Origin of the sequence: Alcanivorax sp. (assembly GCF_019431375.1) — a bacterium.
Taxonomy (GTDB): Bacteria; Pseudomonadota; Gammaproteobacteria; order Pseudomonadales; family Alcanivoracaceae; genus Alcanivorax; species Alcanivorax jadensis_A.
Window position 1 is genome coordinate 360,201 of the sequence record NZ_CP080267.1, and the last position, 18,107, is coordinate 378,307.

Genomic DNA, 18,107 nt, shown 5'->3' on the forward strand with positions numbered 1-18,107 from the left:
ATGCGCTCCATGTTTCGACCTCTATCCTTTTATGTGGGGCTGCGCTACACCGGTGCTCGCGCCCGCAACAGTTTTATATCCGTGATTACGCTGATTTCCGCATTGGGACTGATGCTGGGGGTTGCCGTACTGATCACGGTCCTTTCCGTTATGAATGGTTTTGACCGGGAATTGCAAACCCGAATTCTGGGCATGGTCACCCATTTGTCCGTGCAAGGCCGCGAGCCGGTTCAGGACTGGCAGGCGCTGGCCAACCGCCTGGGGCACCACGAAGAAATCGAAGCGGTTGCGCCCTTTGTGGAGCTGGAGGGCATGCTCAGCCATCGCGGCAATGTGGCCGGCGCCATGATCAATGGCATCGAGCCCGCGGCTGAGCGCAAGGTATCCATCGTCGGCGATTTCATGGAGCAGGGGGAGCTGGAGAAGCTGGCCCCTGGTGAGTTCGGTATGGTGCTTGGCTATGGGCTGGCCCGCCGCCTGGGGGCGGAACTGGGCGACAAGATTACCCTGGTGTTGCCGGAAGCCACCATCTCCCCCGCCGGGGTGATGCCCCGTTTCAAGCGCTTCACGGTCACTGGCATTTTCCGGGTGCGGGCAGAAGTGGATTCCTTGTATGCCTACATCAATGTGCAGGACGCTGCCAAACTCGCCCGCCAGTCGGGCACGGTACAGGGCGTGCGGCTGAAGCTGGATGATCTGTTCAGTGCCCCGGCCCTGGGCTGGACGCTGCAGCAGGAGCTGGGCCACAACTACTACACACGGGACTGGACCCGCAGCCACGGGAATCTGTTCCAGGCCATCAAGATGGAAAAGACCATGATGACGCTGTTGCTCAGCTTTATTGTGGCGGTGGCGGCGTTCAATATCATTTCCAGCCAGGTGATGCTGGTCACCGAGAAGCGCGGCAATATCGCAGTGTTGCGGACTCTGGGGGCCTCGCCGGGTACCATCATGCGTATCTTCATGGTGCAGGGCACCGTGATCGGTTTTGCCGGTACCTTGCTGGGTACCGGTCTGGGTGTGCTGCTGGCCACCAATGTGAGCAATCTTGCTGAGTGGGTGGAACGCACCTTCAATACCCGTTTGTTTGATGCCTACTTTGTTAACTATCTTCCCTCGGAGTTGCAGTGGTCCGACGTGATCACCATCGTTTCCATTGCCCTGGTAATCAGCTTTTCGGCCACCCTTTACCCATCCTGGCGTGCCAGCCGGGTACAACCGGCGGAGGCCCTGCGCTATGAATGATTCCCGCAATGCCACCGGCACCGGTATCGTGCTGCAGGCCGATAAACTGGTGAAGTGCTACGAGGAAGGGAATAACGAGCTGGAAGTGCTCAGCGGTGTGGATTTGACCGTGACTCAGGGAGATATCCTGGCGATTATCGGTACCTCAGGCTCTGGCAAATCTACCTTGCTGAATCTGCTGGGAGGGCTGGACCGGGCAACCCGTGGCACGGTCTCCATTGCCGGAAACGCCCTGGCAACCATGAGTGACCGCGATACCGGCAAGCTGCGTAATCGTTATCTGGGCTTTGTCTATCAATTCCATCACTTGTTGCCGGAATTTACTGCGTTGGAAAACGTGGCCATGCCACTGCTGATTCGTGGTGAGAGTCCGGCAAGCTGTAAGGAAAGGGCGGCAGCGACGCTTAAGAAAGTGGGGCTGGATCATCGTCTCACCCACAAGCCGTCAACACTCAGTGGCGGTGAGCGTCAGCGGGTGGCCATAGCCAGAGCCCTGGTGACCGAGCCGGCCCTGGTGATGGCGGACGAGCCCACCGGCAACCTGGATGAGCGTACTGCCGCCCAGGTGCAGTCACTGATGCTGGAATTGAATGAGACGCTGGGTACCGCGTTCATGATCGTTACCCACGACCGGGAGTTTGCCTCCCGTTGTCCGCAGCAATACGAGCTGCATGACGGGCTACTGCGGCGGCTCGACTGAGTCGTCGTCTTCCTTGTCTTCCTGCTTTTCCTGTTTGCGAATTTCCCGTCGTATTGCTCTGGCGCGACGGTGGGCACGCAGGTTCCAGCTGCGCACCACTGCCAGTCGCCAGGCCACTTTGACGGCGGCATAGGCCAGCCCGCCAAACACCAGTGCGCATAGCATGGACCCCAGCCACAGCGGCACCAGCTGCTCCACAAACCAGGCCACGGTGATGCCTTCACCGGTTTGGGGCGGCATGCCCAGTATCCAGGCGCCAATGCGGTAGGTGAAATAGAAGATCGGTACATAAGTGACCGGATTGGATATCCACACCAATACCACCGACAGTGGCAGATTGCAGTGGAAACGCACCGCGAGCAGGGCGGCCAGGCCCATCTGTAGCGGGATGGGTAACAGGGCGGAAAAGACCCCGATAAAGGCGGCACCGGCCAGGGAGCGCCGGTTGATATGCCACAGGTTCGGGTCGGACAACACCTCACCCAAAAAGCTCAACGCTTTGTGTTCGCGCAGGCGATCCGGTTTGGGCAGGTATTTGCGGAAGATCCGTTTTGGCATGAACTCGCGTCTGCAGACCGTAATCGGGTAACCGGAGGTTCCCGTGAATGTTGTCGGTATCCGCGTGGATATCCGGCAGGCTGGACACCACCCGACGTGTGTTATGCGTTGTCATAGCGCATGGCGGGCATGAAATAGCGCCAGAATCCTACCTGACCACCGCCCGCGGCTGGCTATTATGCCCGTATCAGAAAAAAAGGCATACACCTTCACGGGGCTTTGTGTTTCTCGACCATGATACAAAGAGCGGCTGTGAAGGGAGCGACTATTTTCCACGGGAGCAGGGATGCGATGGTGGTGGTTATCAGCGGTGCTGGCGGCAGCATGCCGGTCAGGTGTGCTGTGGCCGTTAGTGGTCTTGTTGATTGTGGCGGTTATGGGCTGGCAGCAAGGTCGCCGTTGGCTGGTGTGGTTGCCGCTGCTGTGGTGCTACGGGGTAGTGCAACTGCACGGTGGTGTGTCAACGAGACTGCCCTCGTCTTTGGAGGGGGTGACGCTGGCCATGCACGGCAAGGTGGTGGGGCTGCCGGCCACGGTCAACGAGTTTCGTTTTGGGCGCTGGCGTTACCGTCAGACGCTGACACTGGATGTGTGGGGAGCAAGCCGCTGGCCAGGCACACACCGCATCCGCGTGAATGCCTATGAGCTGCCGGTTCGGGTGACTGCCGGCCAGCGGCTGGCATTGACGGTGAAGTTGAAGGCGCCCCGTGGTGTCTACAACGCCACCGGAGTCGATGCGGCCCGCCGGGATCTGGCCGCCGGCATTGATGCCAGGGGCACCGTAAAAGCGTGGACGGTTGCGGGCAGCGATCAGGGTCTGGATTACTGGCGGCAGCGGTTGTCGGACCGGGTGGCAGAGCAGGTAGCCGTGTCGCCAGCGGGCAGGGCGATCCTGCCAGCATTGGTGGTGGGCGACCGCTCGCGGTTGTCCTCTGAGTTGTGGCAGCAGTTTCAGATCACCGGTGGTGCCCACCTGCTGGCCATTTCCGGGCTGCATATCGCCATAGTCGCGGGCTGGTTCTGGTGGCTGGGGCGCTGGCTGCTTGGACCGGCGGTGCAGCGCCTCTATCCGGCTTTATCCGCTTTTAGCCTGCAACAACTGGCCTGGGGACCGGCGCTGATGGCGGCGCTGGGTTATGCCGGCCTGGCAGGCTTCAGCCTGCCCACGGTACGCGCAGTGATCATGCTGGCTGTGGTGGCGGGGGCACAGTGCGCTCGCGTGGCCGTGCCGTTATGGAAGAGCCTGGGTGTGGCACTGTTACTGGTGTTGCTGCTGTTTCCGCTGTCGGCACTGTCGGAGAGCTTGTGGTTATCGTTCGGCGCCGTGGCGGCCATCGCCATGCTGGTGACCAGTCATGGCGCCAGCAGGTTGCTGATACTGTTGCCGGTGGTGATGGCGCTGGTAGGTGCCATTCTGTTCCAGCAATGGTCAGTGAGCGCGCCGCTGGCCAATTTGTTGCTGATTCCCCTGTATACCTGTGTGGTGGTGCCGCTAGCCTTGCTGGGCAGCCTGCTGCAGCAGGGGTGGCTTATGGAGGGTGCCGCTACTGGTACGGAGCTGTCGGTGTGGCTGATGGCATCGCTGGCGTCCTGGACCAGTCACTGGCGATTGCCGTTGCCTACGGTCACCAGCGGGGTATTTGCGCTGTTGGCATTGATTCTGTTGCTGATACCAGCTTTGCCGTTTCCGCGCCGATTGTTGCCGTTATTGCTGCTGCCCTGGTTGTTCCAGCGTCCCGAGCCATTGCCCGAGGGTGAGTGGCAGCTGGTGGCTTTTGATGTGGGGCAGGGGCTGGCATTGGCGGTGCGCACCCGGGAGCATCTGCTGATTTACGATACTGGGCCGTCCTGGCCCGGTGACAGTATGGCCCGGCGCATTCTCCTGCCGTGGCTGGCCCGCCAGGGGCTGACCCCGGATCGCATTATTATCAGCCATGGCGACAATGATCATGCCGGCGGGATGGAGGCGCTAGCTGGCGTGGCACCGGTGCTCAGTGGTGAGTCTGCACGGGTACCGGGCAGTGAGCCCTGCCTGGCCGGACAGCAGTGGCGATGGGATGGCGTTGTGTTTTCGCTGTTGTGGCCCGGGCCGGATATCACCCCGGGTAATGAGTCGAGCTGCGTGCTGCAGGTGTCCGGTGCCGGGCGCTCATTGCTGATTCCCGGTGATATCGGCAAGCAGAGCGAGTATCAATTGCTGGGGGTGTTGCCGCGTACGGATGTTCTGGTGGTGGCCCATCACGGCAGTAATAGCAGTACCAGTGCGGCGTTGTTACGGCAGCTGCAGCCCGCCTATGCGCTGGTCAGTGCCGGTTATCGGAATCGTTTCCGTCATCCGCATCCGCTGGTGCTGCAACGGCTGGGCAATGCCGGTGTCACAGTTCTGCGCACCGACCGGGATGGCATGATTGTGTTTCGCTGGGGTGCCGCCGATAATGTGCCGCTTATAACAACATGGCGCCAATTCCGGGAAAAACCCTGGCATCAGCCAGCGGCCTGGCGTTTCTGGTAATGACAATTAACCCGACGCGCGCCTTGTAGGTGACGCTGTGAGTGAGGGGAGAAGTTAAGGTGCAGGATCTTGTGCAGTCCGGGGGTTGGATGATGCTCCCGATCTTGATCTGTTCGGTGGTGGCTCTGGCCATCGTGGTGGAACGTTTCTGGACCCTGCGTCCGAGCAAGCTGGCGCCGGCAGATACCGTGCCGCAGGTGCAGACGCTGCTCAAGCGGGGTCTGCTTAACGAGGGCAATCTGGTCAAGTTGCGTGACAGCTCGCCACTGGGTCGCATTCTGGCCACCGGATTGGCCAATGCCCGCCATGGTCGAGACATCATGAAAGAAAGCATCCAGGAAAGTGCCACCAGCGTGGTGCATGAACTGGAAAAATTTCTCAGCACCCTGGGCTCCATCGCGGCGATTACACCGCTGCTGGGTTTGCTGGGTACCGTGATCGGCATGATCGACGTGTTTGCCGCCATCATGATGCATGGCACTGGTGATGCGGCCCAGTTGGCCGGCGGTATTTCCCAGGCGCTGCTGACCACCGCTGCTGGTCTGGTGGTGGCGATTCCGGCCATTTTCTTCCATCGTTTTTTCGTTCGTCGCGTGGAAGAAATCACCATGGAGCTGGAGCAGAACGCGGTGCATGTGGTGGATCTGGTGCACGGTGATCGTGAGGCGGAACCGGGAGACAAGGCGTGAAGTTTCCCCGGCCCAGCCAGGAGGAAATCAGCGTTAACCTGACACCACTGATTGATGTGGTGTTTCTGTTGCTGATTTTCTTCATGGTCTCAACCACTTTTGATGACAAGACCCAGTTGTCCATCACGTTGCCGGAAGCTGAAGCGGCGCCGCTGGCACAGTCTTCGGACCAGGTGGAGGTGACGATCACGTCGACCGGCGATTATCTGGTCAATGGTGAAAAGCTGGCGGCCAGTGATAGCAAGACGCTGCGCACCGCGCTGCTGAAACTGGGGCAGGGAAAAACCGACTTGCCGTTGCAAATCTATGCGGATGCCAATGTGGCCTATCAGTCGGTGGTTCGCGTTTATGACGTGGCCGGACAGCTGGGTTTTGTTAAGCTGTCGCTCACTACTCGCGAATCTCCCAACGAGGCACAATGAGTCAATCCTCTGTGGACGTGTGGCCGACCTATAAGCGGCTGCTCAGTTATGTCCGGCCATACTGGTTCATGCTGGTCATCAGCGTGATCGGTTATGCGATTTACGCGGCAACCCAGGCCGGCGCCGCCCAGCTTGCCGGGTTTCTCGGTGAAACTATCGTTAATCCCACTGAGGCCAGGGTTCTGCTGGTTTCCATTGCGCCATTGGTATTGGTGATTTTTCAGGGTCTGGGCCAGTTCATGGGGAGTTATTCCATGAACTGGGTGGCTCAGCAGCTGGTGTATGTGCTGCGTAATGATGTGTTTGGCCATGTGCTGCGGTTACCTCAGTCGGAGTATCACCGCAATGCATCTGGACGCATCATGTCGAAAATCATCTTCGACGCCCAGCAGGTTACCAGTGCCGGTACTGATGCCATCATTGTGATTATCCGTGAAGGGCTGACGGTGATTGGCCTGTCTGCCTTTCTGCTCTGGCAGAACTGGAAGCTCACATTGATTCTGGTGGCGGTGGCGCCGTTGATTGCTCTGGTGGTGAATGTCACCAGCAAGCGGTTCCGCAAGATCAGTCGTCGTATCCAGGCATCCATGGCCAACATTACCCACTTCCTTGGCGAAGCCATCGAGGGCAGTGGGGAAGTGAAAATTTTCGGTGCCCAGGAGCAGGAAGCCAACCGTTTCCATGGGGTAAGCCGCAGCTTTGCCAAACAGAACGTGAAGCTCAATGCCAGCAAGATTGCCAGCACGGTGATCGTGCAGTTGTTTGTGGCAGTGGGTATCGGTGCCATCACCTTCCTGTATATCCGCCTCATGGGCGAAGACCTTTCCGTAGGCGGTTTCCTGTCCTACATTGCCGCCGCGGGCATGATTCAGAAACCCCTCAAGCAGCTCACGGACGTAAACGTCAAAATACAGCGGGGGGTGACGGGCGCCTCCAGCCTTTTTGAATTGCTGGACACCGAACAGGAAGAGGATGCCGGGACCTATGTGCTGCCAAGCAAGGCGCGTGGGGATATCGAGTTTGACGGCGTTACCTATGGTTATGATCCGGCGCAACCGGTTCTCAGGAATCTGAGTTTTTCTATCAAGTCCGGTGAAACCGTGGCGTTGGTCGGGCGTTCCGGAGCAGGGAAAAGCACCATCAGCGCCATGTTGCCTCGCTTCTTCGATCCGGATCAGGGGCGAATTCTGCTTGATGGCGTACCACTGCCGGAAATCCAGCTCACCGACCTGCGTCACCAGATCGCTATGGTCAGTCAGCGGGTTGTGCTGTTCAACGATACTGTTCGCAACAACATCGCCTATGGTGAGCTGCGAGGAGTAGATGATGCGGCGATTGAGCTGGCGGCCCGTGACGCTCACGCCTGGCGCTTTATTGAGCAGCTGGAGCATGGCCTGGATACCAAACTGGGGCAAGACGGGGTGCAGCTTTCCGGCGGGCAGCGCCAGCGTATCGCCATTGCCAGGGCGTTGCTGAAAGACGCGCCGATCTTGATTCTGGATGAAGCCACCAGTGCCCTGGATACGGAATCCGAGCATCATATCCAGCAGGCGCTGGAGCAGGTCATGGCCGGGCGTACCACCCTGGTGATCGCCCATCGCCTGTCCACCATCGAGAAGGCCGACCGGATCCTGGTACTGGACCAGGGCCAATTGATCGAGCAGGGGTCACACCAGGAACTGCTGGACAAGAATGGCCTTTACACCCAGCTGTACCGCATGGATTTTGCCGAGGAGTAAGTCGGCCATGGGCTCATTGAGCGAATGGATTCAAAAAGGCTGGTATAAGGGTAGTCCCTGGCTGGTGCCGCTGCGGCCGCTCTCCATGCTGGTGTCCCTGGAAGCGAAACGGCGTCTGCAACGGTTTCGCAAGGACAAGCCGTCGCCGCCGGTGCCGGTACTGGTGGTTGGCAATATTACCGTGGGCGGCACTGGCAAGACGCCGTTGGTGATTGCCCTGGCACAGGCCGCCGTTACCCGTGGCTTGAAGGTGGCGGTGGTATCCCGGGGATTCGGCGGCAAGACCGATCAATACCCCCGTCTGGTTACTGCCGATAGCGATGCCCTCGATGTGGGCGATGAACCGGTGCTGATCGCCCGCCGCACCGGTGTGCCGGTAATTCTGGACCCGGATCGTCGCAACGCCCTGGACGTGGCCATCCGCGATCATGCTCCGGATCTGGTGATCAGCGATGACGGGCTGCAACATTACGCCTTGCCGCGCAGCGCAGAAATTGTTGTGGTGGATGGGCAGCGAGGCCTTGGCAATGGCCGCTGCCTGCCGGAGGGCCCGCTTCGAGAGCCGGCTACCCGCCTCAAGGAAGTGGATTTCGTGGTCAGCACCGGTGGGGGCTGGAGTGGGGCACACCCGATGATCATGAGCCCGGCAGACATCACCTCCCTGGCCACGGGCGAAACACTGGATCATCAGACATTCCTACGCGAGCATCCCCAAGTCCACGCGGTGGCGGGCATCGGTAACCCCAAGCGCTTTTTCAATCTGCTCAGCATTCTCGGCCTGAGTGCTACCCCCCATGTATTTCCCGATCATCATGCTTTCCAGCCTGCGGATCTGGCGTTTGCCGATGGACTGCCAGTGCTGATGACCGAGAAAGATGCGGTAAAATGTGCCCCCTTTGCCGAGCCTCACTGGTGGTACCTGCCGGTGACGGCCAGTCTGCCAGAAGGGTTGCTGGAACAGATGCTGGACCGGGCGCTGGGAAAGGACTAGTTGCAAGCTACAAGCTTCAACGCGGAATAGGCTTTGTTTTATTGTGAGCGTTGCTGGTCGCGCTTGATCTCTGGTCGCGGCTGATGTGTTTCAGAGACAACAATCCTTTGCTCGCGTTGTAGCTTGTGGCTTGTAGCTTGAAGCTTTACTGAATGAGGTTTTCTGATGAGTTTTTATGTGGTGGTGCCTGCCCGGTACGCATCGACCCGTTTACCGGGTAAACCGCTGGCCGATATCGCCGGCAAGCCCATGGTGGTGCGGGTGGCGGAACGGTGCCAGCAGAGTGAGGCGGGACAGGTCTATGTGGCCACCGACGATAACCGCATTGCTGATGCTCTGGATGGGCAGGTGCCGGTGGTGATGACCCGGGAGGATCACCCCTCCGGTACCGATCGTCTTCAGGAAGTAGCCGCCAAACTGGAATTGGCCGATGACGATATCATTGTCAATGTGCAGGGGGACGAGCCGCTGATCCCGCCGTCGGTGATCAACCAGGTGGCTGCCAACCTGGCCGCTAATCCTGCCTGTCAGATGGCCACCCTGTGTGAACCTATCGAAGACGCCGATCACCTGTTCAACCCCAATGTGGTGAAAGTGGTGTTCGATGATGATGGTCGAGCGCTGTATTTTTCCCGGGCGCCGATTCCCTGGGATCGTGATGCCTTTGCGGATGGGGGGCGTGATATCAGTGCTGGTCAATGGTGGCGGCATATCGGTATCTATGCCTATCGGGTGTCTTTTTTGCATCAGTATGTGCAATGGCCGCCGGCCACACTGGAGCAACTGGAATCTCTGGAGCAGCTCCGCGCCATGGCCAATGGGGTGGCCATTCATCTGGCACCGGCCATTGAGGCAGTACCGGGTGGGGTCGATACCCAGGCGGACCTGGAGCGCCTGCGCGCGCAACTGGGAGGACGGGGATGACGGTATCCGTACTCTTTGTCTGTCTCGGTAATATCTGTCGTTCGCCCACCGCTGAAGCGGTCTTCCGGGAGCGGGTGATAGCCGCCGGGCTGGAAGAGCACATCCTTATCGACAGCGCCGGTACCGGTGACTGGCATATCGGCCGAGCCCCTGATCCGCGAACCCGGGAAGCGGCGGCCCGCCGGGGCTACCAGATGGATTCCCTGCGTGCTCGCCAGGTGGGTCCGCAGGATTTCTATGAATTCGACGTGGTGCTGGCCATGGACAATGCCAACCTGGCGGATCTACAGGCCATGCAACCGGCGGATGTGACCGTGACCCTGGGTCGGTTTCTGGACTACTCCAGCGAGACGTCCGTGAGCGAGGTGCCGGATCCCTACTATGGCGGCGAGGACGGCTTTGACCGGGTTCTGGATTTGATTGAAGGCGGCGCCGACGGACTGCTGGATGCACTGCGAGAGCGCCTATGAATCAGCTCCAGCCACCGCTAGTGGAAACGGATGCGGATCTGAGCACGCTCAATACCCTACGCCTGCCTGCCCGTGCCCGACGACTGGCCAGGCCAGATACCCTGGATGCCCTCGAACAGGTGCTGGCCGAGCGTGACCCGGCCGAGCCGTTACAGGTGATCGGCGAGGGCAGCAATCTGGTTATCAATGAGGATTTACCCGGTCTTACCCTGTGTCCGGCCATGGATGGTATGGCTCGGGTGAAAGAGGACGTGCAGTTTGTCTGGGTCGCCGCCGGGGCCGGGGTGCACTGGGATGACCTGGTGGCCTGGACGGTTGAGCAGGGCTGGCAGGGGCTGGAAAACCTGTCGCTGATTCCCGGCACCGCCGGGGCGGCACCGTTCCAGAATATCGGAGCTTATGGAGTGGAGTTGTCCCAGGTGCTGGAACAGGTCACGGTAATGGAAGTGGCCACCGGCCGGGTGACGCACTTTGCCGCCGAAGACTGTGAATTTGCGTACCGGGACAGTCGCTTCAAAAGCCGTGATCGGGGTCGTTACGTGATTACCGGTATCGAGCTGCGCCTCAACAAGGTACCGGCCTGCAATGTGAGTTACGGGCCGTTGAAAGAGCACTTTGGCCATTTGCCTGCCGAAGAGGTATTACCGGCGGCGGTGCGCGAGCGGGTGATTGCTGTGCGCCAGAGTAAACTGCCGGACCCGGCGGTGCTGGCCAATGCCGGCAGCTTTTTCAAAAACCCGGTGGTGAGCATCGACAAGGCGGGGCAACTGAAAAAAAGCTTCCCGGGTCTGGTCGGCTATGAGCAGCCCGAGGGCATCAAGTTGGCTGCTGGCTGGCTGATCGAAAGGGCTGGCTGGAAAGGGCGTCGACTTGGCCCTGTGGGCATGCACAGCGAGCAGGCCCTGGTGCTGGTCAACCACGGCGGTGCCACCAGCGAGGATGTGCTGGCACTGGCCTCTGCCGTGCGTCGGGATGTGTGGGAGCGGTTTGGCGTCAGCCTGGAGCAGGAACCGATCCTGCTGCCGTAGAAGAGTGCTTGCACACGAAAGGTTCGGCTGCGAGCAGCCTCATCGGAACGCCGGATTTCTCGTCACCGTCACAGATTGCGCAGGGTGCACTGAGCCAGAGGCGAACTACACTCTACGTTTTGGAAGCTGCGGGTGTTTGCGCCCACAAAAAAAAGCCCCGCTCAAGAGAGCGGGGCTTTTTTATGGTGAAGAGTCGGCTTGCCTCAGGATTCTGAGGAAGCGTCCTCTTCTGCGGCCTTGGCAGCGGCTGCCGCTTCGGCCTGTTGCTGCCGACGGCGCTGGCGCGGGTCATTGCTGGCCCGGCCCATTTCTGCGGCGGCGGGTTTGGCTTCGGCGCGTACCGCTTTCACCTCGGTGGCCCGGCTCGGTAGCTCATTGGCTTGCGGCTTGGGAGCCTCTTTCGGTTTTTCCGATTCACGGGGGGCTGGCGCAGTGCGCTGGTAGCCCGGTTGACGCGGATCATTGCTGGCCCGGACCGTGGTGCCGTCCTCGGCGGCGCTTTCTTCTGCCTTCGGTTCGCTGGCGGCCGGTTTCTGTTCTGCTTGCGCCGGAGCCGCTTCGGCATGGGCCTGGGCAGTGGTGTCTGCCTTGGCGGTGTCCTGCGCTTGCGGTTCAGCTGCTTCAGCCTTGGCCGGTTGCGGTGCAGCAGGTTGTTCCGTTTTGGGCTCCGCCGGTTGCTGTGCTTCAGTCTGCGGCTGGCGGGGAGCTTGCTGCTGCGCTGCCTTCTCTGCAGCCGGCGCTTCAGCGGCCGGGGCTTCCGGCTGCTTCTTCACTGGCGCTGCAGTCTGCTGCTCTGCTTGTGCCTCGGCTTGCGGCTCCGCTTTTACCTGCGGTTCCGGCTGCGGCTCGGCTTTCGGTGCTTGCGGCTTTTCCGCCACCGGGGCGGCAGTGGCAGGCTGTTGCGTGGCTTCCGCTTTTTCTTCGTTGCGGGTTTCCTCGGCTTTAACCGGTTGCTGTGGCTGCGCCGGTTTGGCGTTGCTTTCAGTTTCAACCTTTTCTGCCGACTCAACCTTGGCGGCGGCCTTGGGCTGCTCACCAGCGGTGGGCTCCTGGGCCGGAACCAGCTTCGCCGGCGGATGCCCTTCGTTGTCCATCACCGCTGCCGTAGCAGGAGCGCGGTTCGGTTGCGGTTTGTCGTCCTGTTTTACGTTGCGGGCCGGTTGAGCCTGCTGAGGCTTCTGCTCGCCAGCGGGCTTGTCGCCATTGGCAGCGGATTTTGCCGGACGCTGACGTTCGCGCAGTGGGCGGTCATCCTTGGCATCGTTGCGACGGGGTGCCTTGGGGCCCTTGCTGTCGCTGGCGGCTTCGGTGTTGTCCTGCTGCTGAGGCTTCTTGTTGCGAGGCTTGTTGCCGCTGTCGCCCTTGTCTGCCTTGTTGTCGTTGCGGCCTTCATTGTTACGGCTGTCGTTACGGTTGTCGCCACCACGGTTATCGTTGCGGTTACGACGATTGTCGTTACGACCACGACGCTCGTTACGGTTGTCGTCCTTGTTGTCGCTGGAACGATCGGCAGAACGGTTGTCGCCACGATTATCAGACTGACGGTTGTCGTTCTTGCGGTTGCCGCCGTCCCTGTCGTTCTGGCGCTTGTTGCGCGGGTTGCGATTATCGTTATCGCCACCTTTGCCGGCAGGCTTGCCGCTATCCTGCTTGTTGCGGTTGTCGTTGCGATTGCGGTTGTTGCCGCCGCGACCGCGGGTGTTCTGCTGGCGCGGGCTACCCTTGCCCTGGGGCTGGGGTTTCTTGACTTTGGCCGGCTTGGGTTCGCTGGTGAAAATCTGCGCCAGCCAGGTGAAGAAGCGCGCCAGGATGCCCAGATTTTCCGTGGTGGATACTGCCGGTGTCGGCGCCGGTTTCGGCGGTGGCGGGGCAGTGTCCGGTGCCATCAGTTTGACGGCCGGCTCTTGGGTCTTGATTTCGGTGTCCTGGGCGGAGGCGATATCCGCATCCTTGTTTCCTTCCAGCAGTTCCAGTTCATGGCTGGGCTGGGCGGTGGTCTGATCATCGCGAATCCGTTCCACCTCGAAATGCGGGGTTTCCAGATTCTGGTTGGGGATGATCACCACGCGAACATTGTGGGCATCCTCAATGGCGCGAAGGGGTTCGCGTTTTTCGTTGAGCAGGTAGGTGGCGACGGCCACCGGCACCTGGGCCTGGATCTCACCAGTACGCTCTTTCATTACCTCTTCTTCGATGAGGCGCAGGATGCTAAGGGCCAGGGATTTCACATCACGGATGTGGCCCTGACCGTTACAGCGTGGGCAGACAATGCTGGAAGTTTCCCCCAGGCTCGGACGCAGTCGCTGGCGGGACAGTTCGAGCAGACCGAAGCGGGAAATGCGACCCAGCTGGATGCGGGCGCGGTCGGCCTCCAGCGCGTCGCGCATGCGGTTTTCCACGTCCCGCTGGTTGCGGGCCGGGCCCATGTCGATGAAATCCACCACGATCAGGCCGCCGATATCACGCAACCGCAGCTGGCGGGCGATTTCATCTGCCGCTTCCAGGTTGGTGTTCAGGGCGGTTTCCTCGATGTCCGCGCCTTTGGTGGCCCGGGAGGAGTTGATGTCGATGGAAACCAGCGCTTCGGTGGGGTCGATAACGATGGAGCCACCGGAGGGCAGTTTCACTTCGCGCTCGAAGGCAGTCTCGATCTGGGATTCGATCTGGAAGCGGGAGAACAGCGGGGTTTCGTCGCTGTACAGCTTGATCTTGTGCTGGAAGTCTTGCATTACCTGCTGCACGAAGCCCTGGGCTTCGTCGTAGACTTTCTTGGAGTCGATCAGGACTTCGCCGATATCCTTGCGCAGGTAATCGCGGATGGCGCGGATGATGACGTTGGATTCCTGATAGATCAGGAAGGGCGCCTTGCGATCTTTGGAGGCATCATCAATGGAGTTCCACAGCTTCAGCAGGTAGTTCAGGTCCCACTGCAGTTCCTCGGCGCTGCGGCCCAGTCCGGCGGTACGCACGATCACGCCCATTTCGTCGGGGATGGTCAGCGCGCCCAGGGCTTCCTTGAGCTGCTGGCGTTCCTCGCCCTCAATGCGACGGGAAATACCGCCGGCGCGGGGGTTGTTTGGCATCAGTACCAGGTAGCGGCCAGCCAGGCTGATGAAAGTGGTGAGGGCGGCGCCCTTGTTACCCCGTTCTTCCTTGGCCACCTGAATGATGACTTCCTGGCCTTCCTTGATCACTTCCTTGATGTTGATACGACCCTGGATGTCTTTCGGGTCTTTCTGGAAGTACTGGCGAGAGATTTCCTTGAGGGGAAGAAAGCCGTGACGCTCGGCGCCGAAGTCCACGAAGGCCGCTTCCAGGGACGGTTCCACCCGGGTGATCTTGCCTTTATAGATGTTGGCTTTCTTCTGTTCGCGGGTTCTGTGTTCGATATCCAGGTCATACAGCCGTTGGCCGTCGACCAGTGCCACCCGAACCTCTTCAGGGTGAGTGGCGTTAATGAGCATACGTTTCATGGTGCTACCACAAGGTTGTGGTGGCATGAGGCAGGGCCGGAATGTAACCGGTAGCAGACCAGGGGGAGTGCTGGCAGGCTTGTCACGGGCAGGGCGCACGCGGGGCGTGTTTAATCGCTTTCCTGGGTGATGAGTATGCCTGAGTCAGCCGCTCTCCGAGTTGTGTGCAATGTTTAGTGCGTAATCGTACTGGCAATGGGCCAGTCTGTAATGCTTCACGCGATTGCCGTGGTTATCGTCACACAGCAATGTGTAAACTCTTGTCTGTCTGTTTTCCAGGTCGTTTGACCGGCGCTGCAGCCACCATCGTTAATGTTCAGGGTCCGTCATCGGACGCTGTTTAAATGGGTTCATCTGCAGCGTTTGCCCACACTGCAATCTGCGAATGGGCGATAACGCTTTGTTGTAGACCTGAGGCGGGCTCTGTCTTTTCGGCTATGCCGGAGCAGGCCGGACGGCGAATGTTCGCTGCGCGTCGCCGTCGCCTATATTCAGGTCGACGCTTGACTATAGCAGTAAAAGCCAAGGGGGATCAATCAGATAGGAAGGGGGGCAGTGAACAGTGAATAGTTAACAGTTAATAGCTTCGCGGTATCGGCTCTATGTTGCTGATAGGTATGTGCCCGTGATTAAGGGGGGGGGCGCGGGCCGGGGGTATTTTAGGTGGGGATGCGCTTTTGCGCGTAACTATTCACTGTTAACTGTTCACTATTAACTGCTTTTCTATAGAATCGCCGCCATGTCAGACGAGACCCCCGCAGCGAACCGTGTCAGCTTCGTGACCATCGACGAAGGCCGCCATGGTCAACGACTGGACAATTTTCTCTTCACCCACCTGAAAGGGGTGCCCAAATCCCGTGTCTACCGGATTATCCGTTCCGGGGAAGTGCGGGTGAATAAAGGGCGTGCCAAGCAGACCACCCGGCTGGCCACGGGGGATGTGGTGCGGATTCCACCGATCCGTACCAGTGAATCCGAGGCGCCGCCGGTGGTCAGCAGCGGGCTCACCGAGCGCCTCAGCCGTGCCTGTGTCTATGAAGATGACCAGCTTTTCATCTTCAACAAGCCTTCCGGGCTGGCGGTGCATGGCGGCAGTGGGGTGAGCTTGGGGCTGATTGAAGCCTTGCGGGTGATTCACCCGGCGGAAAAAGAGATGGAGCTGGTGCACCGGCTGGACCGGGATACCAGTGGCCTGATCATGGTGGCCCGCAAGCGCGCCTTCCTGCGCAAGATGCAGCGGCTGATGCAGGCCGGTCAGGTGGAAAAGCGCTACTGGTTGCTCTGCCAGGGCTTCAAGGGCAAGGAGCGCACCATGGAAGCGCCGCTGCTGAAAATGCAGAACGGCAACGAGCGGATTGTCCGGGTCTCCCGGGAAGGCAAGGCGTCGGTCACCCATTTTCGTCTGCTGGAGCGGCTGGCGGACGCGCAGCTGGTGGAGGCGACCCTGGAGACCGGTCGTACCCATCAGATTCGCGTGCACAGCCAGTTCGGCGGTTTCCCGCTGCTGGGGGATGACAAGTACGGCACCGACAAGGGGGCCGCGTTACTCGCCAGCATCGGTCATAAGCGTTTGTGTCTGCATGCCCGGACCCTGGTGTTTCCCCATCCTAATACCGGCAAGACGGTGACCATTACCGCGCCGCTGGATGAGGATTTCGAGGCCATCCTGAAAACGCTGCGAGGTGCCCGGTGAACTACGATCTGGTGATTTTTGACTGGGACGGCACGGTGATGGACTCCACCGGGCGGATCGTCAGCTGCATGCAGCTGGCGGCGGTGGACTTGGGGTTGCCTTCACTGCCCGATGAAGCTGTGCGCAGCATTATCGGGTTAGGTCTACCGGAGGCGATTGGCACCCTTTACCCGGTGCTGGACGGCGAGGGCATCGAATCCATGCGTGAGCGTTATGCCTTTCACTTCATTGCAGCGGAAGCCACCCCCAGCGCCTTGTACCCCGGCGCCGAATCCTTGTTGACCGGCCTGCGGGACGCGGGAATGAAACTGGCGGTGGCCACCGGCAAGAGCCGCAAGGGATTGCAGCGGGTGTGGGGCAATACCGGACTGGATCGCTACTTCGATGCGTCCCGTTGTGCTGACGAAAGTCATTCCAAGCCGCACCCGGCCATGGTGCTGGAATTGCTTGATGAGATGGCGGTGCCGGCGCAGAGGGCAATTGTCGTCGGCGATACCACTTTCGATCTGGACATGGCCCGGGCCGCTGGTGTTGACCGTGTGGCTGTCAGTTATGGCGCTCATCCGGTAGAGAAGCTGTTGCCTTGTGAGCCCTTGGCTGTCATTGATAGATTGCATAATCTGCTGCCCGTGCTTGGGCTGGCAGCGACTGAACTGGTTGCGGAGAGTCTGTAAATGGAAAATCAGTCCCCTTCATCCCGTCCCGGGAATGAGCGCGAATGGAAACTCATTGAGAAATTGCTGGGCCAGGCCCAGGAAGAGCATCGCAAATCCCGGCGTTGGGGTATTTTCTTCAAGATCCTGACATTCGTTTACCTGTTCGTGTTGCTTTTCATCATGCTGCCGGGCAAGGCTGGCGACACCATAAAGGTGGCTGAGGACCATGTGGGCTTTGTGAATGTGTCTGGTGTCATTGCCCCGGACCAGGATGCCAGTGCTGATATGATTGTTACCGGACTGACACGGGCTTTTGAGGCAGAAAATAGCAAGGCAATCGTTCTCAAGATCAATAGCCCGGGTGGCTCGCCTGTTCAGTCCAATCAGGTGTATGACGCGATCAAGCGTTTACGCGCCGCATATCCTGAGAAAAAGGTTTACGCTGCGATCACTGATCTGGGCGCTTCCGGAGCGTATTATATTGCTTCAGCTGCAGATGAAATCTACGCGGACCCGTCCAGCATCGTGGGTTCCATCGGTGTCATCATGGCGGGTTTCGGCTTTCAGGAAGCCGCGGAGAAGCTGGGTGTAGAGCGTCGCGTGCTCACCGCCGGTGAAAACAAGGCAGTGATGGATCCGTTCTCTCCGATTACCCCGGATGATCGTAAGCATATGCAGACCATGCTGGATGAAATTCACCAGCAGTTTATTACGGCAGTGAAGAATGGTCGTGGCGATCGTCTGAAAGCGGATACCCACCCTGAGATCTTCTCAGGTCTGTTCTGGACCGGTGAAAAGGCCATGGATCTAGGCCTGGTGGATGGCCTGAAGAGCCCCGGTGACGTGGCCCGGGATGTGGTTGGGCTGGAAGAGATGGTGAACTACAGCGCTAGCCGCTCTCCCTTCGAGGAGTTCGTTCGTCGCTTCGGTGTGTCCATCGGGGAAGGTGTCGCCAACAAGCTGGGCCTGTCCGCAGCCCCGGAAATTCGTTGAGATATAACAGCGAT

15 protein-coding genes are annotated in these 18,107 nt (G+C 59.7%); 13 read left to right on the forward strand and 2 right to left on the reverse strand.

Going from position 1 to position 18,107, the window contains the following annotated elements; translation table 11 throughout:
- Positions 1-9: 9 nt before the first annotated feature.
- Positions 10-1,245: a lipoprotein-releasing ABC transporter permease subunit gene (locus tag KZ772_RS01585; protein ID WP_290538147.1), complete on the forward strand. Its 1,236-nt coding sequence runs from the start codon at positions 10-12 to the stop codon at positions 1,243-1,245.
- Positions 1,238-1,945: a lipoprotein-releasing ABC transporter ATP-binding protein LolD gene (lolD, locus tag KZ772_RS01590; RefSeq protein WP_290509478.1), complete on the forward strand. Its 708-nt coding sequence runs from the start codon at positions 1,238-1,240 to the stop codon at positions 1,943-1,945. Before KZ772_RS01585 ends, lolD begins: the two co-directional genes overlap by 8 nt.
- Here lolD and KZ772_RS01595 read toward each other — a convergent pair.
- Positions 1,925-2,503 (reverse strand): DUF2062 domain-containing protein, encoded by a 579-nt coding sequence (locus KZ772_RS01595; RefSeq protein WP_290538148.1) that lies wholly within the window; start codon positions 2,501-2,503, stop codon positions 1,925-1,927. The two genes, lolD and KZ772_RS01595, sit on opposite strands and share 21 nt — an antisense overlap.
- Before the next feature lie 286 nt (positions 2,504-2,789).
- Between KZ772_RS01595 and KZ772_RS01600 the strand changes: the two genes are divergently transcribed.
- The 8 genes from KZ772_RS01600 to murB all read left to right on the forward strand — a co-directional run bounded on the left by KZ772_RS01600 (position 2,790) and on the right by murB (position 11,278).
- Positions 2,790-5,015 carry a DNA internalization-related competence protein ComEC/Rec2 gene (locus KZ772_RS01600; RefSeq protein WP_290538149.1) on the forward strand — a complete coding sequence of 742 codons (2,226 nt, stop codon included), beginning with the start codon at positions 2,790-2,792 and terminating at the stop codon, positions 5,013-5,015.
- A 59-nt stretch (positions 5,016-5,074) separates the two neighbouring features.
- The gene (locus KZ772_RS01605) at positions 5,075-5,704 is read left to right on the forward strand and encodes a MotA/TolQ/ExbB proton channel family protein (protein ID WP_290538150.1); all 630 of its coding nucleotides are present in this window, start codon (positions 5,075-5,077) and stop codon (positions 5,702-5,704) included.
- On the forward strand, positions 5,701-6,126 hold the full coding sequence (locus KZ772_RS01610; RefSeq protein WP_290538151.1) for a biopolymer transporter ExbD: 426 nt from the start codon (positions 5,701-5,703) through the stop codon (positions 6,124-6,126). Before KZ772_RS01605 ends, KZ772_RS01610 begins: the two co-directional genes overlap by 4 nt.
- A complete protein-coding gene (gene msbA, locus KZ772_RS01615; RefSeq protein WP_290538152.1) occupies positions 6,123-7,865 on the forward strand; it encodes a lipid A export permease/ATP-binding protein MsbA in 1,743 nt (580 codons plus the stop codon). Before KZ772_RS01610 ends, msbA begins: the two co-directional genes overlap by 4 nt.
- A gap of 7 nt (positions 7,866-7,872) precedes the next feature.
- On the forward strand, positions 7,873-8,856 hold the full coding sequence (gene lpxK / locus KZ772_RS01620; protein WP_290538153.1) for a tetraacyldisaccharide 4'-kinase: 984 nt from the start codon (positions 7,873-7,875) through the stop codon (positions 8,854-8,856).
- 165 nt (positions 8,857-9,021) lie between these two features.
- Positions 9,022-9,780: a 3-deoxy-manno-octulosonate cytidylyltransferase gene (gene kdsB, locus KZ772_RS01625; protein WP_290538154.1), complete on the forward strand. Its 759-nt coding sequence runs from the start codon at positions 9,022-9,024 to the stop codon at positions 9,778-9,780.
- Positions 9,777-10,250, forward strand: coding sequence for a low molecular weight protein-tyrosine-phosphatase (locus tag KZ772_RS01630; RefSeq protein ID WP_290538155.1), 474 nt, complete (start codon positions 9,777-9,779; stop codon positions 10,248-10,250). Before kdsB ends, KZ772_RS01630 begins: the two co-directional genes overlap by 4 nt.
- The gene (gene murB / locus KZ772_RS01635) at positions 10,247-11,278 is read left to right on the forward strand and encodes a UDP-N-acetylmuramate dehydrogenase (RefSeq protein WP_290538156.1); all 1,032 of its coding nucleotides are present in this window, start codon (positions 10,247-10,249) and stop codon (positions 11,276-11,278) included. The genes KZ772_RS01630 and murB overlap by 4 nt, the downstream gene beginning before the upstream one ends.
- A gap of 203 nt (positions 11,279-11,481) precedes the next feature.
- Here murB and rne read toward each other — a convergent pair whose 3' ends face one another.
- Positions 11,482-14,751: a ribonuclease E gene (gene rne / locus KZ772_RS01640; protein WP_290538157.1), complete on the reverse strand. Its 3,270-nt coding sequence runs from the start codon at positions 14,749-14,751 to the stop codon at positions 11,482-11,484.
- Between the two features lie 739 nt (positions 14,752-15,490).
- Between rne and KZ772_RS01645 the strand changes: the two genes are divergently transcribed.
- The 3 genes from KZ772_RS01645 to sppA are packed head-to-tail and all read left to right on the forward strand — an operon-like array spanning position 15,491 to position 18,093.
- Complete coding sequence (locus KZ772_RS01645) at positions 15,491-16,444, forward strand: RluA family pseudouridine synthase (protein ID WP_290538158.1); 954 nt, start codon at positions 15,491-15,493, stop codon at positions 16,442-16,444.
- Positions 16,441-17,118 carry an HAD-IA family hydrolase gene (locus KZ772_RS01650; RefSeq protein WP_290538159.1) on the forward strand — a complete coding sequence of 226 codons (678 nt, stop codon included), beginning with the start codon at positions 16,441-16,443 and terminating at the stop codon, positions 17,116-17,118. Before KZ772_RS01645 ends, KZ772_RS01650 begins: the two co-directional genes overlap by 4 nt.
- On the forward strand, positions 17,119-18,093 hold the full coding sequence (gene sppA, locus KZ772_RS01655; protein ID WP_290538160.1) for a signal peptide peptidase SppA: 975 nt from the start codon (positions 17,119-17,121) through the stop codon (positions 18,091-18,093).
- The last annotated feature ends 14 nt before the right edge of the window (positions 18,094-18,107 follow it).